At 60.5% G+C, this 24,113-nt stretch carries 19 protein-coding genes and 1 tRNA gene; 5 read left to right on the top strand and 15 right to left on the bottom strand.

Annotated features, from left to right (window positions below):
* The first annotated feature begins 56 nt into the window (after positions 1-56).
* Positions 57-1,370, top strand: a complete 1,314-nt coding sequence (gene hslU, locus AXF13_RS05880; protein WP_062252023.1) for an ATP-dependent protease ATPase subunit HslU — start codon at positions 57-59, stop codon at positions 1,368-1,370.
* Between the two features lie 203 nt (positions 1,371-1,573).
* Here hslU and AXF13_RS05885 read toward each other — a convergent pair.
* Positions 1,574-1,649, bottom strand: a tRNA-Lys gene (locus AXF13_RS05885).
* A gap of 157 nt (positions 1,650-1,806) precedes the next feature.
* Between AXF13_RS05885 and AXF13_RS05890 the strand changes: the two genes are divergently transcribed.
* From AXF13_RS05890 to AXF13_RS05900, 3 genes are all read left to right on the top strand, one after another.
* Positions 1,807-3,687, top strand: a complete 1,881-nt coding sequence (locus AXF13_RS05890; protein WP_062252024.1) for a protein-disulfide reductase DsbD family protein — start codon at positions 1,807-1,809, stop codon at positions 3,685-3,687.
* 260 nt (positions 3,688-3,947) lie between these two features.
* Positions 3,948-4,424, top strand: coding sequence for a chemotaxis protein CheW (locus tag AXF13_RS05895; protein WP_008684201.1), 477 nt, complete (start codon positions 3,948-3,950; stop codon positions 4,422-4,424).
* Between the two features lie 106 nt (positions 4,425-4,530).
* Complete coding sequence (locus tag AXF13_RS05900) at positions 4,531-4,974, top strand: GNAT family N-acetyltransferase (RefSeq protein WP_062252025.1); 444 nt, start codon at positions 4,531-4,533, stop codon at positions 4,972-4,974.
* Positions 4,975-5,033: 59 nt separating this feature from the next.
* On the opposite strand, the gene AXF13_RS05905 is transcribed toward AXF13_RS05900, so the two are convergent.
* The 4 genes from AXF13_RS05905 to AXF13_RS05920 all read right to left on the bottom strand — a co-directional run bounded on the left by AXF13_RS05905 (position 5,034) and on the right by AXF13_RS05920 (position 8,995).
* Positions 5,034-5,264, bottom strand: a complete 231-nt coding sequence (locus tag AXF13_RS05905) for a hypothetical protein (protein WP_008684197.1) — start codon at positions 5,262-5,264, stop codon at positions 5,034-5,036.
* Between the two features lies 1 nt (position 5,265).
* A complete protein-coding gene (locus AXF13_RS05910; RefSeq protein ID WP_062252026.1) occupies positions 5,266-5,904 on the bottom strand; it encodes a GDSL-type esterase/lipase family protein in 639 nt (212 codons plus the stop codon).
* Between the two features lie 6 nt (positions 5,905-5,910).
* Positions 5,911-8,571 (bottom strand): TIGR03960 family B12-binding radical SAM protein, encoded by a 2,661-nt coding sequence (locus AXF13_RS05915; protein ID WP_062252027.1) that lies wholly within the window; start codon positions 8,569-8,571, stop codon positions 5,911-5,913.
* 79 nt (positions 8,572-8,650) lie between these two features.
* Positions 8,651-8,995, bottom strand: coding sequence for a hypothetical protein (locus AXF13_RS05920; protein ID WP_008684192.1), 345 nt, complete (start codon positions 8,993-8,995; stop codon positions 8,651-8,653).
* Positions 8,996-9,097: 102 nt separating this feature from the next.
* Between AXF13_RS05920 and rnc the strand changes: the two genes are divergently transcribed.
* The gene (rnc, locus tag AXF13_RS05925) at positions 9,098-9,859 is read left to right on the top strand and encodes a ribonuclease III (protein ID WP_062252028.1); all 762 of its coding nucleotides are present in this window, start codon (positions 9,098-9,100) and stop codon (positions 9,857-9,859) included.
* A gap of 105 nt (positions 9,860-9,964) precedes the next feature.
* Here rnc and AXF13_RS05930 read toward each other — a convergent pair whose 3' ends face one another.
* The 10 genes from AXF13_RS05930 to AXF13_RS05975 all read right to left on the bottom strand — a co-directional run bounded on the left by AXF13_RS05930 (position 9,965) and on the right by AXF13_RS05975 (position 24,113).
* A complete protein-coding gene (locus AXF13_RS05930; RefSeq protein ID WP_062252029.1) occupies positions 9,965-10,873 on the bottom strand; it encodes a flagellin N-terminal helical domain-containing protein in 909 nt (302 codons plus the stop codon).
* Positions 10,874-11,333: 460 nt separating this feature from the next.
* Entirely contained in the window at positions 11,334-13,778 is a 2,445-nt protein-coding gene (locus AXF13_RS05935; protein ID WP_062252030.1) for a flagellar hook-basal body complex protein, read from the bottom strand.
* A 73-nt stretch (positions 13,779-13,851) separates the two neighbouring features.
* Entirely contained in the window at positions 13,852-14,718 is an 867-nt protein-coding gene (locus tag AXF13_RS05940) for a flagellar hook assembly protein FlgD (protein WP_062252031.1), read from the bottom strand.
* 22 nt (positions 14,719-14,740) lie between these two features.
* Positions 14,741-16,609, bottom strand: a complete 1,869-nt coding sequence (locus AXF13_RS05945; protein ID WP_062252032.1) for a flagellar hook-length control protein FliK — start codon at positions 16,607-16,609, stop codon at positions 14,741-14,743.
* A 131-nt stretch (positions 16,610-16,740) separates the two neighbouring features.
* A complete protein-coding gene (locus tag AXF13_RS05950; RefSeq protein WP_062252033.1) occupies positions 16,741-18,180 on the bottom strand; it encodes a glycosyltransferase family 9 protein in 1,440 nt (479 codons plus the stop codon).
* Positions 18,177-19,922, bottom strand: coding sequence for a CgeB family protein (locus AXF13_RS05955; protein ID WP_083521975.1), 1,746 nt, complete (start codon positions 19,920-19,922; stop codon positions 18,177-18,179). The genes AXF13_RS05950 and AXF13_RS05955 overlap by 4 nt, the downstream gene beginning before the upstream one ends.
* Positions 19,919-21,058 (bottom strand): FapA family protein, encoded by a 1,140-nt coding sequence (locus tag AXF13_RS05960; RefSeq protein WP_062252034.1) that lies wholly within the window; start codon positions 21,056-21,058, stop codon positions 19,919-19,921. Before AXF13_RS05960 ends, AXF13_RS05955 begins: the two co-directional genes overlap by 4 nt.
* Positions 21,059-21,111: 53 nt before the next feature.
* A complete protein-coding gene (locus tag AXF13_RS05965; protein WP_062252035.1) occupies positions 21,112-21,465 on the bottom strand; it encodes an STAS domain-containing protein in 354 nt (117 codons plus the stop codon).
* Positions 21,466-21,849: 384 nt separating this feature from the next.
* Positions 21,850-22,329, bottom strand: a complete 480-nt coding sequence (dtd, locus tag AXF13_RS05970) for a D-aminoacyl-tRNA deacylase (RefSeq protein ID WP_062252036.1) — start codon at positions 22,327-22,329, stop codon at positions 21,850-21,852.
* Positions 22,329-24,113, bottom strand: a complete 1,785-nt coding sequence (locus AXF13_RS05975; protein ID WP_062252037.1) for a long-chain-fatty-acid--CoA ligase — start codon at positions 24,111-24,113, stop codon at positions 22,329-22,331. Before AXF13_RS05975 ends, dtd begins: the two co-directional genes overlap by 1 nt.

Here is a 24,113-nt window from a genome sequence, read left to right on the forward strand (position 1 = left end):
GATCGCGGGCAATGCCTATATCTTGGAAATACATATATTTTCAGCAGGAGCACTTGATGAGCACCTTGACACCCCGTGAGATCGTGGCGGAACTGGACAAATTTGTGGTGGGGCAGGAACAGGCCAAGCGCATGGTGGCCGTGGCCGTGCGCAACCGCTGGCGGCGTCAGCATCTCTCGCCGGAACTGCGCGATGAAGTGGCTCCCAAGAACATCATCATGATGGGGCCCACCGGCGTGGGCAAGACCGAAATTGCCCGCCGCCTGGCCAAGTTGTCCGGCGCGCCCTTTATCAAGGTGGAAGCCACCAAGTTCACGGAAGTGGGCTATGTGGGACGAGATGTGGAGTCCATGGTGCGTGATCTCATGGAAATAGGCATCAACCTGGTGCGCGAGGAGGAAAACGCCCGCGTGCGCAAGGCCGCCGAGGCCGCCGCTGAATCGCGTCTGATGGATCTGCTTCTGCCCAACTCCTTCGGCCAGGAAGAACGCAATTCCACCCGCGAAAAATTGCTCCAGCAGTTCCGCCTGGGCTTTCTAGACCAGCGGGAAGTGGAAATGGAAGTGACCGAGCAGGGCGGTCAGGGCGTCGACATTTTCGCCATTCCGGGCATGGAACAGATGGGCGGCCAGGTCAAGGATATGTTCAGCAAGGCTTTTCCGCCGCGCCGCAGCCGCCGCAAGATGAAAATCCGCGACGCCTTCAACGTGCTGGTTCAGGAAGAGTCGGGCAAGCTGGTGGATCAGGAAGCCCTGACCGAACGCGCCAAGGAGCGGGTGGAGCAGAGCGGCATCATTTTTATTGACGAAATCGACAAGATCGCCAGCTCCTCGCAGAACCGCACTTCGGACATCTCGCGAGAGGGCGTGCAGCGCGATCTGCTGCCCATTGTGGAAGGCAGCTCGGTGAACACCAAGTACGGCATGGTCCGTACGGACCACATTTTGTTTATTGCCGCCGGGGCCTTCCACTTCAGCAAGCCGTCGGACATGATTCCCGAACTGCAGGGTCGTTTTCCCCTGCGGGTGGAGTTGCAGGCCCTGGGCAAGGAGGAATTCCTGCGCATCCTCACCGAACCGGACAATGCCCTGACCAAGCAGTACGAAGCCCTGCTGGGCACGGAGCAGATTCGCTTGAGCTTTACCAGGGACGGCCTGGAGGAAGTGGCGGCTTTTGCCGAGGACACCAATTCCCGCACGGAAAACATCGGCGCGCGACGCCTGTATACCATCATGGAAAAGATTCTGGCCGATATTTCCTTTGACGCGCCGGACATGCCCGGCGCGCAGATCGTGGTCAACAGGGACTATGTCTGCGAACATTTGCAGGATGTGCGCAAGGATCAGGATCTGAGCCAGTATATTCTGTAATGTCAGCCCGTTGTTCCACGGTAATTTACAGCCCGGTCTTGTGCAGGCCGGGCTTTTTCTTTTGTCTGCGTGTGTTCTCGCGGTATCTGGACTTGGCGGCAGCGAGCGGATAGGTTATTTCCCGACACACGCCGCTTGCCTCCGCAGCAGACTGTCGGAAAAGAAAAAGGGTTTACGGCGTGAACCGTAAACCCGTATTTTCTTGGTGGGCCATCAGGGACTCGAACCCCGAACCAACTGATTAAGAGTCAGCTGCTCTACCAATTGAGCTAATGACCCGTGGCGTGAAAAAGGGTTTACGCGTATGTACCCAGTTTGTCAAACGTTTTTGTAAATTTTTTACAAAAATTAAGCGCTGGCCTTGAATGGAAAAATAATATACAAAAAAACCAATATGTTGAAAAGAAAATTTTTACTCATTTGCCTGCTATGTCTTATGTTTGCCGCAGGAGCGGCCCCCCTGTCCGCTGTCCGCGCCTGGGCCGAGGATGTTCCCGTACGGCTGGATTTCGCCCGTGACGGCGACAGCATCGTCGCCGCCGTGCATCTGAACATCCCCTCGGGTTACCACGCCTATGCCCACGAAGCGGGTGACGCGGGCCGTCCCACCGTCTTGGATTTCGCACTGGAGGGCGGGCAGATGCTGCCGGTCTGGTATCCCGCCGGAGCCATGCAGCGCGACTTTTATGATCCGGAGGCGACGATTTTCGCCTATGAAGGCGAAGTCGTGCTTTTTTCCGCTTTGCCGGAGCAGGCCGTGGGCAAGCCCTATACCGTGGGCTTGAGCATGCTGCTTTGTTCCAACCGCAATTGCCTGCCCATCGACCAGAGTTTTACCGGAGTGGTGCCGCAATCGCTGCCTCTGGTGGGTGAAGCCTCCTGGACGGGGCAGTGGCACAAGCTGAAAAATAGACAGCCCGTGCTGGCCGACGTGCCGGACGCCCCGGCCTCTGCGGCTTCTGCTCCCAAGATGGAAGGTCGGCTGGCCCCGCCTTTGGGCGCGGGCGCTCCCGATGCGCTGGAAGGCACGGCGGCCGCGCGTCTTGCCGGACAGGCGAGCGATCTTCTGCCGCCGCCGGAGGGCTTTGAACTGCAACTGACCCCGCGCTATGCCGATGCCTCGCTGGAAATCTCCAGTTTGGGCAAAGCGCTGCTGGTGGGAATTCTGGCCGGTCTGCTGCTGAACGCCATGCCCTGCGTGCTGCCGGTGCTGACCTTCAAGATCAGCGGTCTGCTGCTGATGGGCGGCAGCGACAAGAAAAGCCTCCGGCGTTTTCGTGAGCACAACCTGTGCTTCGCGGGCGGCGTGCTGACGCTGTTCACCGGCCTGGCCCTGGTGCTGGGCCTGGCGGACCTGATGTGGGGGCAGCTCTACCAGAATCAGAGCATCTTGCTGGTCATGTTGCTGATCGTCTTTCTGATGGGTTTGTCCATGCTCGGGGTGTTCACCTTGCCGGTCATTGATCTCAAAACCGGCGAAAATACCAAGAATCCCCGCCTGCAATCCTATCTGACCGGGCTTGTCTCCACCTTTTTGGCCACGCCGTGCAGCGGGCCCCTGCTGGGCGGCGTGCTGGGCTGGGCATTTACCCAGCCCCTACTGATTCTCATGGTGGTATTCTGGGCTGTGGGCGTGGGCATGGCCCTGCCGTACCTGTTGTTCTGCATCTGGCCGAACATGGCGCGGATACTGCCGCGTCCCGGTCCGTGGATGCATGTCTTTGAGCGCGTGGTGGGCTTCTTTCTGCTGGGAACCGCTCTCTATCTGCTCTCCATTCTTCCGGTGGAAAAACACATGCATGTGCTCAGCGTCCTGTTGCTGGTCTCGCTGTGCGCCTGGCTCTGGGGACAGTTCTGCGGCGTCTCCGCGCCGCCTCTGCGACGCAGGGTGGCGGGCATCGCGGGCGGCCTTCTGCTGTTGACCGCCATTGTCTGGGTACTGCGCCCGGTGGCGCCGTTGCCGCAATGGCGTGAATTCAGCCCGGAATATTTTACGGCGCAGATGGGCAAAAAGCCCATGTTGCTGGAATTCACCGCCGATTGGTGCCCCAACTGCAAATTCATGGAAGCCACGGTGCTGACCGACGAACGCCTGCGCGCCTGGCAAGCCCGGTATGGGATGGAACTGATTCGTGTGGATCTGACCAACGCCAATGCCTATGCCGTGCGCCTGCTGGAGGCTCTGGGCAGCAAAAGCATTCCGTTGACGGCCCTTTTTCCGGAGGGAGACGGCGCGTCCTCGCCACTGGTGCTGCGCGACGTCTACGGGGTGCAAAGCCTGGAAAAAGCCATGAGCGAAACCTTCACGGGCGGCTAGCCCACACCCTCACGGCAGGGTGGTCCGGGGATAAATTCGCCGTTATGGAGCATTTTTTTGCGTTCAACCCTAGGGAGGTTTACGGAACTGTCGATAAAGCATAGTGTGCATTAGATATGTCTGTCCAAACACTGCTCACAGGCCGTACGGCATCTCTTGCCGTCGCCGGGTCGGAACGGCCTGCTCTGGGCGAAAGCGCACGCTGTTCCGATTAGGTTTGTTAAAACAGCTTGACGAGCTATTGCAACAAGGGAGCGGATATGGATCCAAGTCAGAAAAAACAGGACGATGAACTCCTGCAACTGGTGACGTTCAGCATCGGTGAAGAGGAATTCGGGGTAAATATCCTGAAGGTGCAGGAAATCATCCGCACCATGGAGATTACCAAGGTTCCCCGCGCGCCGGAATTTGTGGAAGGCGTCATCAATCTGCGCGGCAAGGTGATTCCGATCATTGATCTGCGGCGTCGTTTCGGCCTTGCGCCCAAGGCTCATGACAAAAACACCCGCATTATCGTGATCGAGATCAACAATATTATTGTGGGCTTTGTGGTGGACGCCGTTTCTGAGGTGCTGCGCATACCCGCCAGCACGGTGGAACCGCCGCCGCCGGTGGTGGCCGGCGTGGATTCCGACTATATCAGCGGCGTCGGCAAATTGCAGGATCGGCTTCTGATCATGCTGGATCTGGACAAACTGCTTTCCAGCGAAGACATGGACATGCTCAGCACCATGTAACAGTGTTCATCCGCGCTCCGGCATTCGGCGCGCTACAGCAACAAAAGACGGACAGGCCTGAACGGTTTGCCCGTCTTTTGCGTCAGTAACACATGGAGGTGACGCGTTGCGCATTGAAAAAATTACGACTGATAAGAAGCGCTTTCTGGAGCTGCTTTTGCTGGGTGACGAGCAGGAAGACATGATTGACCGCTATCTGGAGCGGGGCGATCTGTTCGCACTCTTTGATCCGGATCTGAAAAGCCTCTGCGTGGTCACCGACGAAGGCAAGGGAACGTGCGAACTGAAAAATCTGGCAACCTGCGCGCGCTCCCAAGGCCAGGGCTATGCCACGCGCCTGTTGGAACACGTCTTTCGCCATTATAGCGGCAAATATGAGACCATCCTGGCAGGCACGGGAGAAGAACCGCGCACACTCGCTTTTTATGAGCGTCGCGGCTTTATTTTTTCCCATCGGCTGAAAAATTTTTTTACGGACAACTACCGTGAGCCCATTGTGGAATGCGGTGTCCGGCTGGTGGACATGATTTATTTGCGGAGAAGCCTGTAAGAAAGCGGCGGCACGGCATTGCCCGCACCGCCGCGAAACAGCGGAAAAAGCGCCGGTCTTTACTTGGCGGCGCGGGGAACGCGCAGCTTGCGGCTGGAGCGCAGGCGCAATTCCTCCACAATGACCTTTTCATAATCCGGGGCAATGGAGAAGTCCGCATTCATCTCTGTGCAAAGCAGATTTTCAATCTGTTGCGTTTCTTCCCAGATTTCCAGCAATTCGTCGTCAGCCAGGCTCTTGACGCGCTCCGCAAAAGGTTCTTCGTCACTGAAAGGAATACATGAACCCATCTCAGTTGCCCTCTTCGCCTATATCCGCATGCAGGAAATCACGCACAGTGTTTTGCGTCAGCAGCGTTTCAGCCATGACCGTGCAGCCTTCCGGGCCGGGATGCAGGCCGTCGCTCAAATCGTCCATATAGCTGTGGGAAGCCGCCAGAGCGGCGTGAATATCCGCGAACGGCAGCCCCAATTCCGCGCAGAGCGCGGCCTGCGCCGCACTGAGTTCGGCAATGCGTCGGCGCACGGTCGGGTCCGCCACCGGCGGCGGGCTTATGACCAAAGTCGGGGCCAGCGGCGCGGCCTCGGTCAACATGGTCCGCAGGCAGTACATGGCCTTGTCCAAGGCCACGGGCTGACCGCCGCCCGGAGCGGCCATATCCACCACGCCCGCGCAAAAGACCAGATGCGGGACCATGCCGGGCATCTGACGGCAATCCACTTCCTGCCGCCAGCGCCGGGCCAGATCCGCCGTGGACTGGCGGCGCGCGCCCAGGTTATAGAAGGTGGCCAGCGGGAAACGGTAGAGACCGGCCTCTTGCCCCAGCAGGACCAGACGGCTGACCCAGCCGCCGGGCATACGATTATCGTTGACGCCAAGCGTCAGGGAATCGCCGAAAAAGAACCAAGTATGGGTAAAAGCGCGTGGCATGTGATCCTACGGATATGTTTGCGCGCTCGCAAAAATCTGTGCCGTTTTGAGCAGGCGCAGACGGGAACGCAGATGACTTTCAGGCCCCAGCGGCGCAAGAACGGCCAGACAGAAAAGCAGGGGCGACAGATACAGGATATGCCAGTCAGCCACAAATGTCACGGCCGCGGGCGCTTCCGCCCGTGCGTCGGCAAGCCCCGTGGAGCCCGCCTCCCACTGCCGCAAGAGGGGCCGGAGATCCGCGCTGCGCGGCCCGTTCTTGGTCTGGCGGGTGTGGGGGAAGGACGCCAGCGCGGCAAAATCCGTAAAACAGCGCACCGCGGCGGCATTTTCCTCCACCGTGGGCAGGACGAGGGAAAATGCCTCGGCCTCGGCCTGTTCCGTGCGGCGGCTTTTGTCCACCGCATCGACGCGCAGCACGGACATGCCCGGCGGCAGAAGCGGGTTCAGACGGGCGGCCACTTCTTCCGGCGCAAGAGCCTGATGCAGGGTCAGAGCAAACCATTCGGCCCTGCTTTCCACGCCCACGGGCAGAGCTCGGCCAAAGGAAAGCAGGGGCAGCGGATGAAATCCCTGGGAAAAGGACAGGGGCAGGCCCGCCCGGCGCAGGGCGCGCTCCAGCACGGCCTGTAGCTCAAGTTGGCTCAAATAGGCGCTGCCGCCCATTTTGCTGTGCCAGATGCGGTATTGGGCCGCCTTGAGGGTGAGCTCCGCCGCGATCTGGGGCGGGCGGCTGGACTGGGGGCGGCAGATCAGCCGCCCTTCGGCATCGCGCCGGGCTTCGTGCGCATTCTGGTCGCGCTGGCTGAAGATCAGACGATTGCGGTGCAGGGCAGCATCCGGTTCCGCCGCGACGGTGGCGTGCGGCAAACGCGAAGGCCCGGCCTTGGTGTCGCACGCGCCGCATTGGCGGCAGGCCCCGTAGCGGCAATCCTGGGTAATTTTTTCCGCCAGGGCGCGCTCCCGTTCGCGCAGTAAAAATTCCTCGGAAACTCCGGCCTCCAGATGGCTCCAGGGCAGGGGGCCGCCCGCCTCGCGCGCGCCGATGCAGGCTTGGGCGCTGATGCCGCATTCGTCCAGGGCTTCCAGCCAGGGCGCGAGGTCAAAGCCTTCCATCCAGCTGCAAAAAATCGCTCCCTTGTGATAGGCTTTCTCCACCACGTCGGCCATGCGGCGGTCCGCACGGGACAGCACGCCTTCCAGATGACTCATGGCCGGTTCATGCCAGCGCAGTTTCAGGCATTTCTGGCCCTTGAACAATTCGCGCACCAGATGAACCCGACGGCTGATCTCCTCCCGGCTGATCTGGGCTTCCCACTGGAAGGGCGTGAAGGGCTTGGGCACAAAGGGCGACAGGGCGGCCGTGACTTGCAGGCGGGGTCCGCCGCGCCCGGCGGCGTCGCGCACCTTGCGGCAGAGATCGGCAATGGCGGCCAGGTCTTCGTCCGTTTCCGTGGGCAGGCCGATCATAAAGTAAAGCTTGACCAGCCGCCAGCCGTGTTCCAGCAGTTTCTGGGCGTGCAGCAGCAGTCCCTCTTCGCTGACGCCCTTGTTGATGACGTCGCGCAGGCGCTGGCTGCCCGCTTCCGGAGCCAGGGTGCAGCCGGTGCGCCGCAGATCGGCCATGCGTTCGATGATCTCGTCGTCGATGGAGCCCACGCGCAGTGAAGGCAGGGAAAGACTGATCTGTTCGCGGGCGCAACGGTCCAGCACGCCGTGGCAAAGTGTCTTGAGGGCGGAAAAATCTCCGGTGCTCAAGGAAAGAAAGGATATTTCGTCAAAACCGGTTTCATGCAGGCAGTCGTCCAGCAGGCTGGTAATATTTGCCAGGGAACGCTCGCGCACGGGCCTGTAGACCATGCCCGCATGGCAGAACCGGCAGCCGCGCGTACAACCACGGGCGATTTCCAGGGAAAGGCGGTTGTGCACCGCGCCCACGGGTACCACCTGCCGTGTGGGATAGACTGCCGTGTTCAGATCCGCCACAATACGCCGCGCCGGGCGGGTGTAATCGGGCAGCAGGGGGACAAGCGCGCCGTCTTCTCCGGGCGCGAAAAGCGACGGCACATAGACGCCGGGGATCAGCCGCGCCTCGCGCAGCAGCTGATCACGGCTCCAGCCGTGATCCAGAGCGCGTTCCAGCAGGCGCAGCACGTCGGGCAGGCTTTCTTCGCCGTCTCCCAGAACCATCAGATCCATGAAGGGCGTCAAAGGTTCGGCGCTCAACAGCGCGCCGCCGCCCGCGATGACCAGGGGACAGGCCGTCAGGTCCTGGCCGCGTTGCGCGGAGCGCAGGGGAATGCCCGCCAGATCCAGCATGTAGAGCACATTGGTATAGCAGAGCTCATGCGTGATGGAAAAAGAGACGCAGTGCAAGCGGGCCAGGGGCGTGTCCGACTCCAAGGTACAGAGCGGAGCGTTATTGGCGCGCAGAACGGCCCCGGCTTCGCGGTCCGGGGCCATGGCCCGCTCGGCCCACCAAGCCTCGTGGGCGTTGACGATGCCGTAAAGGATCTTCTGTCCCAGGTAGGACATGCCCACCTCATAGGTGTCGGGAAAAGCCAGGGCCATGCGCAAGCGCACACGCGCGGGGTCTTTGCGGCAGGCGCCGTCTTCTATACCGGCAAAACGGCTGGGTCTGGGCAGCAAGGGCAGAAGGTCGCGCATGATATCCTCATTTGAGCCGGGGTATAAAAAAGGCGGCGCTCAACGCCGCCTTTACTAAGACTGGATGTTCGGAACCGCTTTACTTGATCAGGCCGCTGCCGTTGCCGCCGGGCAGGGGACCGGAGCCGAACTGCATCTTGCCGAGGCCACCGGCCACAGTGAGGTTGGTGCTGGCTTCGATGTACTTGTCCTGAAGTTCCTTGGGCGTATCGGCATAGCGGTAGAGGAAAGTTTTTCCCTCCAGCGTGCCGCTGAAATTGGGTTCAAAGGGATAACCGTAGGGCAGCATCATCATCTGCACGCCCTGCTGAGTGGGGATGCTCTGGATGGCGGCCACGTCATTGAGGCAGTCTTTTTCCTGATCATATTTGCCGATGACCAGTTCACCCGTCACCAGCTTCATCAAGCGGATATCATAAGCCATGCTTTGCTCCTCATAAGTAGTTGGATTTAGGTAGGCATTGGCGGAGCGCATGTCAAGGGATTTTCTGTTGCCATCAGCCGCGAAACGGCTACATTGGGGGGCATGAGCAAGGATGATTTTCCTATCGGCGCGACGCCGCCGCAGGCCCGTATCGCCCTGGAAGAAAAGCTGGGCCATGTCTTCGCCCGCCCGGAACTGCTGGATCTGGCCCTGACCCACAGTTCCTGGGCCAATGAGTATTCCGGTGGGCAGCACCATAATGAACGGCAGGAATTTCTGGGCGACGCCGTGCTGGAACTCTGCGTTTCCTGGGAGCTGTTCCGCCGTTTTCCGGAGGCGCGGGAAGGGGAGCTGACCAAGCTGCGCGCGCGTCTGGTGAGCACGGTCAGCCTAGCTGAACGGGCGCGGGAATTCGGCCTGGACAGCCTGCTGAAGCTGGGCAAGGGCGAGGAACGCCAAGGCGGCCGCAGCCGCGATTCCGTACTCAGCGACGTGCTGGAGGCGGTGCTTGCCGCAGTATACGAAGATGGCGGTTTTACCGCCGCGCAGGCGGCGGTGGCCCACATCTTCGCGCCGCATTGGCCGCGAGCGGCCGGGGAACCGCAGAGGAAGGATTATAAGACACGCTTGCAGGAAGTGGCGCAGCAATTATTCAGGGAGCGGCCGGTGTACGTGCAACTGGCAAGCCATGGCCCGGAACACGCCAAAATTTTTGAAGTTTCCCTGCATCTGCCGGACGGCAGAGAATTCACGGCCAGCGGCACAAGCTGCAAAAAAGCCGAGCAGGAAGCAGCCCGCCAAGCCCTGAACTCGCTGGAACATGCTGAAGAAAACCCGGATGCCCGTCCTTTCCTGACTCCATAAGTCGGTGTATTACGCGAAAGCCGGGCCGGAAAATTTTTTCCCGGCCCGGGGGCACGGCCCCCGGGCCTCCCGTCTTTGGTCTGCCACAGCCTATGTAGAGATGGCCTAGCCGCCGATGAGCTGCATGGCCATCTGGGGCAGCGAGTTAGCTTGCGAAAGCATGGCTACCGCACTCTGACTCAAAATCTGGGTACGGACGAACTGCGTCATTTCCGTGGCGACGTCCACGTCGGAAATGCGGGATTCCGCGGACTGGAGATTTTCAGCCTGAGTGTTCAGGTTGGTGATGGTATTCTCCAGGCGGTTCTGCATGGCGCCCAGGTGCGCGCGGATCTTGTCCTTGGAGACGATGGCGTCGGTCAGAGCCACCAGGGTCTCTTGGGCCGCTTCCTGGGTCGAAATGGTGCCGCCGGCGCGCAACTGGCCGGTGGCGGCGTCGATGGCTTGGTTGCCCACGCCCAAGGCCGAGGCCGTGCAGCTGCCGATGGTGATGTAATAATAGTCTTCGGCGGAATCGTTGCCCGTGCCGAAGTGAACCTTCAGCTTGCCGGTGGCGGTCATGCCGCTGCCGTCGTGCGAGCTGGAAGACAGGGTGCCGTCCAACAGCTTGATGCCGTTGAAATCCGTGGCATTGGCGATACGGGTAATTTCCGAGGCCATGGCCTGGTATTCGGACTCGATCATCAGGCGCTGGGTGGAATCATAGGTGCCGGTGGCGGCCTGTTCGGCCAGTTCCTTCATGCGGGTCAGTTTTTCGTCGATGACGCCCAGCGCGCCGTCGCCGGTCTGGATCAGGGAAATCGCGTCGTTGGCATTGCGCGCGCCCTGGTGCAGGGTGGCGATGTCCGCGCGCTGCAATTCGCGGATGGCCAGTCCGGCGGCGTCGTCAGCCGCGCTGTTGACCCGCAGGCCCGTGGAAAGGCGCTCGGTGGACTTGCTCAGTTGCGAATAATGCGCGTTCAGGTTTCGGGCCGTGTTGGCGGCCATCATATTGTGGTTTATGACCAAAGACATGGGACACCTCCTTGGGTGGTTACTAAGCTGTACCCATGAATTGCAACCCATGTGCCAATTTTATTTTATTATTATATTTTAATATGTTATTTAATTATGTTGCGGGTGGGGAAAATTTTTCCTCCTGTTGAGTGCTGCATTTTTGGCGCTGATGCGCGCTGCTTTTGGGGGCTTGGCGCGCTGTCCGGAAGGAGATCGCCTGTGCCGCCTTCGGCCGCACGGCGCTTCGCCGGGAAAGGCACAGGGCGAGTCCGTGCCCGCAATGCGTTTCGGAATGGCCCGGCGGCGGGCGTCATGGGCAGATAGCTTGCGTACCTTTCCGACCGGAACGAAAAGACGCGAAAAGCGCCGACCAAATGGTCGGCGCTTTGTACGGAGAAAGCCGGATTGCAGCGCTATCCCTTCGCTGTCGGGCGTCCACCCGATGTGAACGCCCGATATTCCGGGCGGCGGCGTCAGCCTACCGCTTCATGCCGATAACCGTTTCAAGCATGGTATCCACGGTTGTGATGCCCTTGGAGTTGGCCTGGAAGCCCCGCTGGGTGGTGATCATCTGGACGAACTCGCGGGACATGTCCACGTTGGACTGTTCGATGTTGTAGGCCTTGGTGGTGCCGAAGCCGTTATCCCCGGCTACGCCGATGCGCGGCTCACCGGAATCGTTGGTGGAAGAGAAAAGATTGCCGCCATCGCGCCAGAGCCCCTGGTTGTTCTGGAAGTCGTACATGGTTATCTGGTAGAGGGGCAGGGTGGTGCCGTTGGAATAGACGCCGTAGATAATGCCTGAGGTGTCGATACGCACGTCGCTCAGCGTGCCCGAAGCATAGCCGTCCTGCGTGGCATTCTGCGTCACGCTGGTCTTGCTGTTGGCCGCGCTGGCCCCTTCCTGGCGCTCTGTGGTCGTCATGCTGGCGGCGTTGGTGGCGAAGTTGACGACAGCCTTGTATTTGGGATTCCCCTCCGCCGTGACGCCGTCGGCCACCAGCTGCGTCTTCAGGCTGTCCAGGCTGTTGGCCTTGGTCTCGTAATCAGGCGCGACACGCGTGGTATTATCTATCGCGACATATGTATCAGGCTTAACCTTGCTGGTGGCGATTTTGTCAAAGTTGGTGACTGCCTGCCTAGCGTCAGCGCCGTCAATGTAAAAATATCCCGTGGCGTCATGCTGCACCAAGCGAGGAGTGCCGCCGTCGTCGAACGTGCCGTAAATTTTGCCGTTCGTGGTACCGCCGCCGGCTTGCGGGACCGTGCCGTTATAGTAGTCACCGTCGGCGTCCGAGTAGGCAGGGTGTGTTGTTCCACCGCCGTCCACAGTGACGTCATAACATTTGGCATTGGGTGTAACTGTGGTGTCCGTGAAGTAATAGCTGCTGGTGGTGTCGTCGTAGGCCACATTCGGAGTGCCGCCATTGACATTAATGGTGCCGTAAATCTTTTCGGCTCCATTCATATAATAAAAGCCCTTGTCATCCGCCAGCAGGTCATGGCCGGCGGCATCTTTGCCATAGAATCCGGTGGCCAGGTTATAATAGCCGTATTTGCTCACACCCAGCGCATTGCCGCCCGCGTCCACGGGATTGCCCTGGGCGTCGGTCTTGATGGTGGTGGCAGTGGGATTGGTCCAGGCCGGGCTGCCGATGTTTTTCAGGCCCAGGTCAAGCTCCATGATATAGTTCTGGGCCTGGCTGAAGGGCGTGGTGGTGCCCGTGGTGGTCATGGTTTCGCTGACGCTGTTGGCCAGGGGCTGGCCGGTGAAATTGGCCGTGAACACGGGCAGGCCGTTGCTGGACAATTTGGTGGGCTGCCAGGATTCCTTGCTGTCCGGGGAACCGGCATACTGGTCGTTGGCCGCCGGAGTGCCGGTGGCCCCGAAGGTATAGGCGGTCTGGTTCACGAGCTGGCCGCTGGCGTTGAAGATCAACTGGCCGCTCATCAGCACGCCGGCCTGCTTGTTGGTGCCGGTTGTGGGGTCGTCGTAGAATTTGGTGGGGTCCCTGGTCCAGGTATTGGTGGCCTCGTCGTAGCCTTCGCCGCCGAAGCTGCGGTTGTCTTCGGACGGGGGAATGGTCACCAGGTATTCATAGACCGTGTAGCCCGCTGGCAGGCCTTCAATTGTATAAGCCGTGGAACCGTTGGTGCCTTCCTTGCTGGTGGCGACCTGGTCATAATAGACGGAGAGTTGATGGGCGTTGCCGCCCTCGTCATAGACTTTAATCTCGGACTTGGCGGAGAAGGCATCCTTGGCTATCGGCGGGTTGCTGGTGGCGTCCCAGAGGTCAAAAAGCGCTGTCAGCGGGCTGCCGGCGCTGGTGGTCTTGTCGCCGTTGCCGTCGTTGGTCAGGCCCATGGTGAAGCTGACGTTGGTGGTCTGCTGCGGGGGCAGATTCCAGCTGCTCAGAACGATGTCCGTGGGCGAGCCGCTGCCCACATAGGATGATTCCGAGCTGGTGCCCGTACCGAGATTGGTGGCGCCGCTGCTGAAGGTCAGGGCCTTGTCGTTTTCCACTTTCCAGCCCTGCACGACCATGCCTTCCGGGTTGACCAGCTTGCGTTCTTTGTCAAAAAAGAAGTCGCCCGCGCGGGTGTAGTACTTCTGGTCGCTGCCGGTCTTGCGCACGCCGAAGTAGCCGTTGCCGTCAATGGCCAGGTCGGTGCCGGAATTGGTGGTCTCCAACGCGCCCTGGGAGTAGTCTCCCAGCACGGCATAGGTGCTCACGCCCGCGCCGATCTGGGTGGGACCACTGGCGCTGCTGCCGCTCATGTACAGATAGTCGTTGAAATCCATGCGCTGGCTTTTGAAGCCGATGGTGCTGACATTGGCAATATTGTTGCCCACCAGGTTCATCTTGTTGCCGTGGGCGAGCAGGCCTGAAACGCTGGTCCACATGCTGGCTGAAAGACCCATGACTTCCTCCGTGTATGCTTGGGATAGCAGTTGTATGGCGGCCGTGGCCGCCGGGATAGTTCAGTTGTTATATTCAGGCGGCCTGGGCGGTGGTTTCGCCCGTGCCGGAATTTTCTTCTGTACCCGGAGTTTCTTCCGTGTCGGGAGTCCCCCCAGTACCGGGCTTTTCGCCGTCGGGATCTTCCTTGTCAGGGTCCTCGCCGTCGGGCGGATTCTCATCCCCGCCGCTGCTCTTCGCCTCGGGTTCCGTGACCTGGCGCACATTGGCCAGAAGTATCAACTGCCCGCCGTCAAGGCCCAGGCAGACGGAGCCGTTGTTATTGACCACGCCGGTCACCCTGGCGTCCACCACCTGGTCCGCGAGCACGGACTCACCGTTGGAGTTGAGCAGCGCCAGGCTGACGGTATACACGCCGTCCGGCGCCACGCTGCCGTCATTCCTCTTGCCGTCCCATTCAAATTCATAGGTGGTGCCTGCGGCCTTGTTCTCGTTCAACTCCGCCACATAGACCGGGTTGTTGTCGGCGTCGCGCACAATGATCTGGCTGCCCGCCACCACGTTGTCGTTGGGAGCGTAACGGAACTTGGAAATAGTGACTTCCTTGGTCTTCTCGTCAGTGTTCTTGCCGATGGCATTGCCGGAAACGGAGACGTTTTTGCCGATATACGAGGTGGCGTTGATCATCTGCTGATTATTGGTAGCATCGGTCAGCCCTTCCATGCTCGTATTCAGATTCATGAGCTGTTCCAGACTGGAGAATTGCGCCAACTGGGCAATAAATTCCTTATCCTCCATGGGATTGAGCGGATCCTGGTACTTGAACTGGGTGACCAGCAGCAGCATGAAGGAATCTTTGTCCATATTGCTGCCCTTCTGCTTGGAAAGGGCGCTGTTGAACTCATTGTTGGCCTGGTTAAGGGCTTGCGTAATACTGGACATGATTTACTCCGCGTCGGCGAATTCAGGCCACCACATGCAGGGACTGCGTGGCATATCTTGCCATTTGCGTCAGAGAATGCACAGGCTGTTCCAAAATCTCCGGTTGCATATTTTCACCAGAATTACGCAGGGTTGCGAGATTCTTGAGGCGGGCAAGTTCTTCCCGGCGGGCATCTTCTTCCTGCCGGGAATTGTGCTGATCCAGATTTTGCCACTGGCGGCCGTCGTCCCCCTGCTGGCTCTGGAGCTGCACTTCAATCTTGTCCACCTTGATGCCCTGTTGTTCCAGATTGGCGCGGATGGTGTCCAACTGGCGGGTGACCATTTCAGCGGTTTCGCTTTTTTCGGAACGAATGCGCGCGCTCACTTCGCCGTTGCGGGCCGTAAGCGTGAGGGTAATGGCCCCCAGTTCCTGCGGATGCAGTTGGAGGTCCAGCCGTGTGCCCCCGTCCTTGAGCGCGGAAAGCAGGCCGCGCTCCACCTGCTGGGCCACTTGGCGGGAAAGCGTCTGGTCCTCGGCGGCATTGCTCTGAATCGGGTCCGCTTCAGACAGGCGCTGCCCGCCCTGAAGCATGGAAAAGACGATGGAATTGCCGGTATTGGCCTGGGGAGCCGCAGCCCGCGTTTCAACTTTGCCCAGCAGTTCGCTCCATTCCTTGCTCTTGCCTTGTCCACTGTTGTTTTCAAAGGCAGGGGCGTCGGAGCCGGAGCCGTTTTTACCGCTCTCCGCCGTTTCTACACGCGCCGCGCCGACTCCGGGGACCGCCTCTGAAGCGGCATTGCGGGATTTATCCGTATTGGCCGAGGCGCGAGCCAGCTTGTCCGCCAGGTTGTCATGGTTTTCAGCGCCGCCCGCTTCTCCCACGGCGCCGCTCTGCTTGCCGTTCAGCTTGCGGCTCACCGCCTCGCTCTGGGAGGCGATTTCAGCGGCATCCGGACTGTCGTCGGCCTGCTGGCCTGATTGCAAGGTCTGGCTGAGGATTTCCCGGCTCTGCTCCTGCACGGTCTTGTCGATCAGAATCCGGCTTTGCTCCACCTTGCGGTTTTGCAGGGCGCTGGCCGCCTTTTCCTTTTCCATGCGGTCGCGGGCTTTGCTGATGATGGGCTTGAGCGTCTGCTCCAGAGCCGCGTCCAGCTTTTCTCGATTGGCCTTGTCCGTGGCGAACTGCATGGAGGCGGGCTTCATGAGGTTGCCGAACTGCTCGCCGGTGACGCGCAAGGCGTCGTATCTGCCGAAATTGTCGGCAAGGCTTTGCAGGCTGTTCTTGTTCAGGCCCAGGCCCCTGCCCAGAGCAAGAGCGTCGTCACGGCTGATTTCAATGCTTTCGTCGGGGTCCAGCTTGGCGAAGGCGTCGGTGATCAGAGCCAGCGCGTCCTCGCCTTTGCCTTCACCCATGCACTGCAGAACAGAAGCGGCGAGATCGCCGGTGGGGTCAATTTTGCCCAGCAGAGCGGTGATGGTTTCGGCGTCCTCATCGCTTACCCCGGCGGCCTTTTCCGTGCCCATCAGGCTGGCCATGACCTGGGCCAGGGTGGCTCCGTCAGGCTGACCGGCCAGCACGTCGAACTGTTTCAGGCTTTCCTCGGGGGCACCGGCTTTGAGCAGTTTCTCGCGTAACTCTTGCAATTCCTGCTTGGTGAAGCAGACTTCATCCAGCGTATAGGTGACGCCGTCCGTGGTATGGCGGCTGTAGGGGCTTTCCACCATAGCCTGCTTTTGCCCGGAGCCGTTCTGCAAAGCCGCGTTTACCGACACGTCCTGCCCGTTTTCCACGGAATTCATGGCATCCTGCATGGTCTGCATGAAATCAGTGGAGGCATCGGACTGGTTGCCCATGCTGCCCCAAAAATTCAACGTGGTATCAGCAGTGTCGGTGGGAAGAATTTGCATTGTCGCACTCCTTGCGCCTGCTGGTATTCAAGGAGTGTTCCAAAAATAAAAATCTAACGATTTTTAATAGATAGGAATGATCAACGCGGCAAGACTTGCCGGAAGCGGAAAGGGCGATGTGACATGAATTCTTACTGTTGCGCTTTATCGGGAAAGCAAAGGCCGCACAGCGCGGTCAGACGGTCCACGGCCGTCTGCCAGCCTTGCGGCGTGAAATCGGCATTTTGCAGAAACATATGCGTATGTCCGGCAAAAAGGCGCAGCAAGGGCGGTTCCGCACGCCAAAAGTCTGCGGGCAGCTCCCGGCTGCGCTGCTTGAGGCCGTCGGCGCATTGCGCGCAAAGGCGGGCCAGACCCAAAGCCAGGCGTTGCGCCAATTGCGGAAAGGCATTTTCCAGGGCCGCCAGGCGTTGCCGAGCCAGAGGGCGCAGTGAGGGATCATACAGAAACAAAAAAGCAGCCTGCCAGAAATCCTCCAGCAAAGAGCGGCAGGAGCGCGCCGCAGGGCGCCCTTCCTGATCTTCCACGGCTTCAAGGCGATAGAGGTCCAGGGCATCGCGGCCCGTGCGGCAGAGGGACAAGCCGGGCAGCGGTCCGCTGCGGGCCGGCGGACGGGCATCCTGGGGATTTTCCAGAACGGCCAGAGCCGCGCGCGCCACGGAGGCCGGGCTGAAGGCCTGCTTACAGTACAGTTTCGAGCGGCGGCATTGCCAGCATCCCACACAGCTCATGGCCGCGCGCAAAACCCATTGACCGGGGGCGGTGGGGCCGGTTTCACGGGCATGAACCGGCCCCATGGAAAGGTTGAGCACGGGCACGCCGAGCCAGTCGGCCAGGTGCATTGGGCCTGTATCCGGGGTGATGCAGAGGTCCAGGCCGCGCAGGACGGCGGCCACGTCCCTGAGCGGCAGGCGGCCGCAAAGATTGGCATGCGGCAATTGTGTCAGACGGGCCACTTCCTGCCCCAGTGCGCTTTCGGCCGGGCCGCCCAGAAAGACCGGCATGGCCCCGGCACTGGCCAGCCGACGGGCCAGCCGGGCCCAGAACAGGGCATCCGGGCGTTTGGCCGCTTCACTGGCCCCCAGCACCAGAGCCACGCGACCGCTGCCCGCGCCCTTGGGCAGAATATGTCCCGCTTGGCCGGGGCGCACTGCGGACTCCAGATCCAGACGGTACAGATCCGACCAGTGAAAAGCGTTATGGTGATTGTTCTGGGTCAGGGCAGTGCGATAGAGTTGCCAGAAACCATGGACGTGCAGGCCGTCCGGCAGCGCCGCCGGGCCCAGCTTGAGCCCGGCTTCCAGACCGGCCAGACAGGCGGCGGCCTCGGGCCGGGCGCTCAGATTGATGGCCGCCGCGTAGTGCCCGCGCGCCAGGGTGGGGCAATGCGAGGGGGGGAAAAAAACTACCTCCGGCGCCAGCGGCATCAGTTCCTGGAAAAACTGCGGCTCGGCCGCCACCCAGATGGGATGGCCCGGCCAGCGTTTTTTAAGGGCAAGCAGCAGGGGAAAGGTAAGGATCAAGTCCCCCATGCGTTGCAATTGCAGAACCAGCAGGGGATCCGCGCTCATGAACGCGCCTTGCCCGCCTGGGGAGTTCCGTAGATCCGGCGCATATGTTCAAGCAGCGCTTGAAGTCTGTGCTCCCAGGTGTGGCAGGCCAGCACCCGATTGCGCGCGGCAGCGGCCAGTTTGCGGCGTTCGGCCGGGTGGGCCAGATAGTGACGCGCCAGATCGGGGATTTCTTCCGGATCGTGATAACAGGCCATTTCATCGGGCTCGAAAAGCTGCTCCATCTGCGGCCGCCAGTCCGTGAGCACAAAAGCCCCGGCGGCGGGCACGTCGAAAACGCGCTGGTTGACCGCGCCTTTCATCTGCTTGCTGGTGCAGTTGAAATTGATGGCGGAATGCTCGTAAAAAGCGGGCAACTCCGCATAGTAGCTCAAGGCGTCCAGATAGCGGGGCTGGCAGGGCTCGCGCCGAAATTCGATCCGCCAGCCCCGGTCGCCCACGATCAGGGGGCAAAAGGGCAGCAGACGGCGCACGCATCCGTTGCGATACAGGCGGGTGGCCTGCCAGGTGATGGCCGTTTCATAGGCCAGCCGGGCTTCGTTGTCGGGCAGGGCCTCGTAGCGGGCATGGACCTCGGGAAAGGACAGGCGCAGAAAATCCGCGACGGAACGCTGCTCGCTGTCCATAAAGGCTTGGGAAACCTCGCGGAAGGGCAGCAGCAGTTCACGCGGGAAGCGCCCGTTCTTCAGGCGGCCGCCCACCTTGTAGAGCATGGAGTTGCCCACAAAGGAGATGTCAGCCTTCCAGGCATCGGGAACCGCCGCGCGGCTCGGGTGGAAGCGATCCGGGTCCGTCCCCAAGGGCAGATAAAAAACGTGCTCAAAGCCTGTGCGGCGCAGACTTTCGATATTGTCCGCGTCCCAGGTGAACAAAGCCGTCCAGGGACTGACACAACGCGAGTAGAGGTGGATGATCAGGTGGGGATTATCCACGAACCAGGAGGCCAGCGGCAGTTGCAGCCGGGCCAGCAGGTCCATGAGCACTCCCTCCACGTCCACACCCATATGGTTGAGCGTGATGCAGCAGTCGGGCTTGAACGAAACCACGGCCTCCAGCAACTGCTGGACAAAATCCTCGCGGGCCAGAGTGTCGTCCTTGAGGGTGATCAGCTTATAGGCGAGACCCAGCTTGCGGCAGGCCCCTTCCAGTTCGCCCATCAGGAAATATTTGCTGGTCAGCAGGAGCACGCGCGGCGCGGCCTCGCGGAAACGGGGGTGTACCGCGCGACTCCAGAAGTCAAAACGGGCGCTGGCGGCGAGTTTTTCGCGCAGCTCGCCGTAATAGGCGCGGTCCAGACGCAGGTAAAAAGGCAGGGCCAAGGGCAGCAGGCGTTTGCCGTTGTGGCGCGTCTGCCAGTGGGTCAATTCGTTGAGCGCCGCTTGGGGGTCAGACACAGCCACCAGAAGCACGCGCTGCCGCAGATCTACAGGCAAAGAGGCCAACACGCCGGTCAGCTCTTGCAAACTATTTTCTTTTTCCACCACGGCGATGGGGCCGTCGTGCTCTTCAAGCAAAAGATGAAGGGCGTGTCCCAAACCCGCGCCCAGCAACACAGGTAGGGCGTCCCGGCACTGTTCCGGTGAAAGGCTGCTGACCACGGATTTCTCCCGCTCCGCGCCGCCGGGGCCGAGCATGGCGAAAGAGCGGCCATCCACATGGGCCAATATGTCGACCGGGACGTCGCCGGGGCATTGGCCGTCCGCGAAAACCGCCTCAAAGAGCGGAGCGCGGTGACGGGTCATTTTCCCTTGCCCTTGTCGGCCGGAGGCAGGGGCTCCACAATAATATCGTCGTAACAGAGCCGGAAGAGCACGTTTTCATAAGGCCGCTCCACCAGCATGAAGGCCCGGCCCACGGAGATTTCCACACCGGGATAGACCTTTCCCGGTACCATCAGGCGGCAGTTCTGCATGTAGTTTTCGTCCAGGTAGAGCTTTGACCAGAGCTCGGTACGCTGCTTCATGATCCGTTCGCGCTGCTCGACGAGCCGGGCCAGTTTGCGGCTGGCCTCATTGGCGTCGGGCGGCAGATGTCCGGCCACGGCCTTGAGGTGGGTGATGGACTGGGACAGGCCGGAAATAATCTTGTCGATTTTTTCCAGCTGGCGAATGCTCAGTGGATCGTACCCCAGATATATCTTGGTGGAAATGGCCGCCTTGTTGCCCAGCTGTCTGCCCACATAGACGCTGCCGTAGGCGTTGATGGTGCTGCCGTAGACCTGTTCGCGCACCACCATGTTGGCCCCGGCGTAAACCGTGCTGTACAGGCAGTATTTTTCGACAACCATGTTGCCGCGGGCGCGCGCTTCGATCTTTTCCAGAAAGGGCGTGAGCAGTTTGTCCCCCGCGTCCAGAAGGCAATGCTGGCCCGCGCCGCCGCGCGCGCCGCCGTCCACCATCAGATCACGGCGGGCACGCGCCACGCCGCCCTCCACCATGCCCATGATCCGGAGATTGTTGGCCTGCACGGAAAAACCGGAACGTACCGAACCGTGCACGGCCATGTCTCCCACAAAGAAAATGTTGCCCGTGCGGAAGCTGACGTCCTGACGTACATTGAGCAGACGCTTGACCGTGATTTTCCCGTTGTTGTAAAAAACGTAGCCGTTGGAGGTTGAGAGCAGATAGTTGGGATAGGCCGGGTCCACCCGGGTATTGGCTCCACCGGGGAGCACAGGCCTGGAAAGCACAAAGCGCGGATCCGGTTCCGCCCCAGCCTGCTCCAGAGGGATGACCTCGGCCAGAAGCTGCCCGGCAATGACATTCTGCACGTAGCCCAGACTGTAGAGGTCTGAGCTCTCGCCGTCTTCGCCGATGCCGGGTTTCGGGCGCAGATAGTCAAAGTCCGGGTTGAAATAATGTCGAAGATAGTATTGCACCTTGCACCATCCGTCTGGGCTGAAAAAACTGCCGCTACCGGCGGCGCGAAACGCTATTCCGCCGCGTCCGGAACGTACCCTTTAAGCTCTTCCTCACTTTCATACGTGGGGAAAAAACCTTCTACTTCAGCGTCTTTCAAAAGTTGTGCCACATGCGGCGCGGGACAGAGCAAAATCAGCCTGCGCCCCCGCCCCTGAAGTTTGGTGCTGATGCTCACAAGGACGCCCAGTCCGGCATTGTCCATTTGTCCCGCCCGGCTGAGATCCACCACCACCTGGGCGATGTCCGGTGCCGCTATGTGGTTTTCCATCTGCTGATTGAACTCGACCACGTCAGCCAGAAGTATATCGCCGGTCAGGCGCAGGATAATGATCTTATTATATAACTCCGCTTGCAGATCAAACATGACCGAGCCTCCGAAGCATTTTCTCATCGGGGATGGTGTGTTCCCAATGTGGCGGCGCTGCCTTTATTTCACGGATAGCGACGACAAAAGACGTAAAAACCACGTCGTTACGCTCAGTCGTCATATTTAGAACTCACAACGCCAACGCGGCTGAAGCAAAGTGCATTTTTCCCGGATTGCAGACACGAATGCTTGCTTCGCGACCGCAGGGCATTTGCATTATTACCGGCAAAAAGTTCTGCGCAGCGTGGCAAGGTTGGAAATCTTGAAATGCTGCCGACGGCAACGCGAACTGATGTCATCCGCGCCGGAAGTCGACGCCGACCCGCATTCCCGGGTGGACGGGGAGCACGTCAGCTTGGAATCGGGTCCGACGTGCCGCCGTTATGAAAAAAGCCGGGTGGAATCCAGCCAAATGGTCACAGGCCCCCAGTTGCAGAGGCGCACTTCCATTTCGGCTCCAAATATACCTGAAGATACGCTTCCGTGACATGCTTCGTCAACATGCCTGACAAAACGTTCGAACATCGCGGCGGCCCAGGCCGGGTCGCCGGCGTCAGTAAAGGAAGGCCGACGGCCTTTGCGGCAATCGGCATACAGGGTGAACTGGGGCACCAGCAACACCTGGCCGCTGAAGTCCTGAAGGGAGCAGTGGAACTTGTGAGCCGCGTCGCCCTGGCCCGGGAAAATGCGCAGATCCAGAAGCTTGCGGGCCATGCCCGCAAAGGCCGGACTTTGGTGAAAGTCCGGCCCGTCATCCCGGCCAAAACCCACCAAGGCCAGCAGCCCCTGGCCGATGGCGGCCACAACGCGGTCGTCCACGCTGACCGAGGCCTCGCGAACCCGTTGGGCCACTATGCGCATCAGGTCCCCTCCCTCGGCGTACGTTCGGTCGGAACCTCCCGGCGTGGAGACGCGTCGGCGGAGGCCGCGTTTTTCTGGCCCGCCTGCCGGTTTTTCCTGCGGCCGGCTTTGCGCTCTTCCTCTTCACGCAACGCCCGGCGCAAGACCTTGCCCACAATGGTTTTGGGCAATTCCTCGCGGAACTCCACCAGGCGCGGCACCTTATAGGAAGCCAGTTTGCTGCGGCACCAGGCAATGATCTCGGATTTGTTCAGGCTTTCGCCGGGACAGGGCACCACATAGGCCTTGAGCACTTCCCCGCGCACATCGTCGCTGATGCCCACCGTGACGGCTTCCATGATTTTGGGGTGCTCCAGCAATACCTCATCCACTTCACGCGGATAGACATTGTAACCGCCCACAATGACCATGTCTTTCTTGCGGTCCACAATATAAAAATAACCGTCCTCATCCATGGTCGCCAAGTCGCCGGTATAAAGCCAGCCGTTGCGCAGGGCGCTGGCCGTTTCGTCGGGTCGCCGCCAATAGCCGCTCATGACCTGGGGGCCCTGGATGACCAGTTCCCCCATCTTGCCGGGGGGCAAGGTCAGGGAGCCGCCTTCCATATCCACAATGCGGGCGTCCGTGCCGGGCAAGGGCATGCCGATGGAATTTTCTTTCTGGCCCTGGCGGCCCAGGGGATTGATATGGGTGATGGGCGAGGCCTCGGTCAGGCCGTAGCCTTCCAGAATGGCGGCGCCGGTAGCCTCCTGGAAGCGGCGGAAAATTTCACGCGGCAACGGGGCCGAGCCGGAAACGCAGATCCGGATGCTGTGCAGATTATAACGGGCCAGATCCTTCTGCTGCAAGAGCGAAATATAGACGGACGGCGCGCCCGGAAAAATCGTGGGCTTGTGGCGGGCGATGATGCGCAGCACGTCCTGCGGCACATAGCGCGGCAGGGGCAGGGTGGTGGCGGCAAGGGCCACGGGGATGATCAGGCCGGTGGTCAGGCCGTAGACATGAAAGAAGGGCAGCAGGGAAATAAAAATATGGTGCTCTTTGGCCGAGACGTGGATGATGTCCAGCACCTGCCGGCAGTTGGTGCCCAGATTGGCATGGGTCAGGGTGACGCCCTTGGGCAGACCGGTGGTGCCCCCGGTATACTGGAGCATGACCGGGTCGTGCAGCGTGTCCGCAATGGGCTCCGTATGGCGCTGCGCGCCTTTGCAAAAGCTCTTCCACTCAAAGACATGCTTGCCGTCGTAGGGGATGGGCTCCTTGGGATTCCGGGCCTGCTTGAAGCGGTACAGCCAGTTGAGAGGAAAGGAAAGGGCGTCGCCCACGCCGGTAATGATGAAATTGCGCAGCGGCAGGCGGTCGCGCAACGCGGCCACGCGCGGCCAGAGCAGATCCAGCAGGATCATATGTTCCGCCCCGGAATCCTGCATGTTTTCCCGCAGTTCCTTTTCCATGTAGAGCGGATTGGTCATGACCACCACGGCCCCGGCCTTGATGGCTCCCCAGAAGGCGATCATGGTCTGGGGCAGATTGGGCAGCATGATGGCCACCCGCTGACCCGGTTCCACGCCCATGCGCCGCAGAGCCCCGGCAAAGAGTTCCGCCCGTTCGAGCAAGCTTTTATAGGTAATGCGCGTGTTCTGGAAGATCAGTGCGTTACGATGGGGATAGGCCGCGGCGGCCTCGTCCAGCAGGGAATAAAGGGGCTTGTCCCAGATCTCCACGGTACGGGGCACGAAATCCTCATAATGGGCGAACCAGGGCCGATACAACTCAGTGTTCAT

Origin of the sequence: Desulfovibrio fairfieldensis (assembly GCF_001553605.1) — a bacterium.
In the GTDB taxonomy this organism is placed as follows: Bacteria; Desulfobacterota; Desulfovibrionia; order Desulfovibrionales; family Desulfovibrionaceae; genus Desulfovibrio; species Desulfovibrio fairfieldensis.

Coding starts and splice junctions, on each gene's coding strand:
- AXF13_RS05955 (WP_083521975.1), bottom strand. CDS start 19,922: ATGACCCGTCACCGCGCTCCGCTCTTTGAGGCGGTTTTCGCGGACGGC.
- AXF13_RS05965 (WP_062252035.1), bottom strand. CDS start 21,465: ATGTTTGATCTGCAAGCGGAGTTATATAATAAGATCATTATCCTGCGC.
- AXF13_RS05930 (WP_062252029.1), bottom strand. CDS start 10,873: ATGTCTTTGGTCATAAACCACAATATGATGGCCGCCAACACGGCCCGA.
- AXF13_RS05905 (WP_008684197.1), bottom strand. CDS start 5,264: ATGGGTTCATGTATTCCTTTCAGTGACGAAGAACCTTTTGCGGAGCGC.
- AXF13_RS05945 (WP_062252032.1), bottom strand. CDS start 16,609: ATGCAAATTCTTCCCACCGACACTGCTGATACCACGTTGAATTTTTGG.
- AXF13_RS05890 (WP_062252024.1), top strand. CDS start 1,807: ATGTTTGCCGCAGGAGCGGCCCCCCTGTCCGCTGTCCGCGCCTGGGCC.
- AXF13_RS05915 (WP_062252027.1), bottom strand. CDS start 8,571: ATGCGCGACCTTCTGCCCTTGCTGCCCAGACCCAGCCGTTTTGCCGGT.
- hslU (WP_062252023.1), top strand. CDS start 57: ATGAGCACCTTGACACCCCGTGAGATCGTGGCGGAACTGGACAAATTT.
- AXF13_RS05950 (WP_062252033.1), bottom strand. CDS start 18,180: ATGAGCGCGGATCCCCTGCTGGTTCTGCAATTGCAACGCATGGGGGAC.
- rnc (WP_062252028.1), top strand. CDS start 9,098: ATGAGCAAGGATGATTTTCCTATCGGCGCGACGCCGCCGCAGGCCCGT.
- AXF13_RS05975 (WP_062252037.1), bottom strand. CDS start 24,113: ATGAACACTGAGTTGTATCGGCCCTGGTTCGCCCATTATGAGGATTTC.
- AXF13_RS05910 (WP_062252026.1), bottom strand. CDS start 5,904: ATGCCACGCGCTTTTACCCATACTTGGTTCTTTTTCGGCGATTCCCTG.
- AXF13_RS05895 (WP_008684201.1), top strand. CDS start 3,948: ATGGATCCAAGTCAGAAAAAACAGGACGATGAACTCCTGCAACTGGTG.
- AXF13_RS05920 (WP_008684192.1), bottom strand. CDS start 8,995: ATGGCTTATGATATCCGCTTGATGAAGCTGGTGACGGGTGAACTGGTC.
- AXF13_RS05940 (WP_062252031.1), bottom strand. CDS start 14,718: ATGTCCAGTATTACGCAAGCCCTTAACCAGGCCAACAATGAGTTCAAC.
- dtd (WP_062252036.1), bottom strand. CDS start 22,329: ATGCGCATAGTGGCCCAACGGGTTCGCGAGGCCTCGGTCAGCGTGGAC.
- AXF13_RS05935 (WP_062252030.1), bottom strand. CDS start 13,778: ATGGGTCTTTCAGCCAGCATGTGGACCAGCGTTTCAGGCCTGCTCGCC.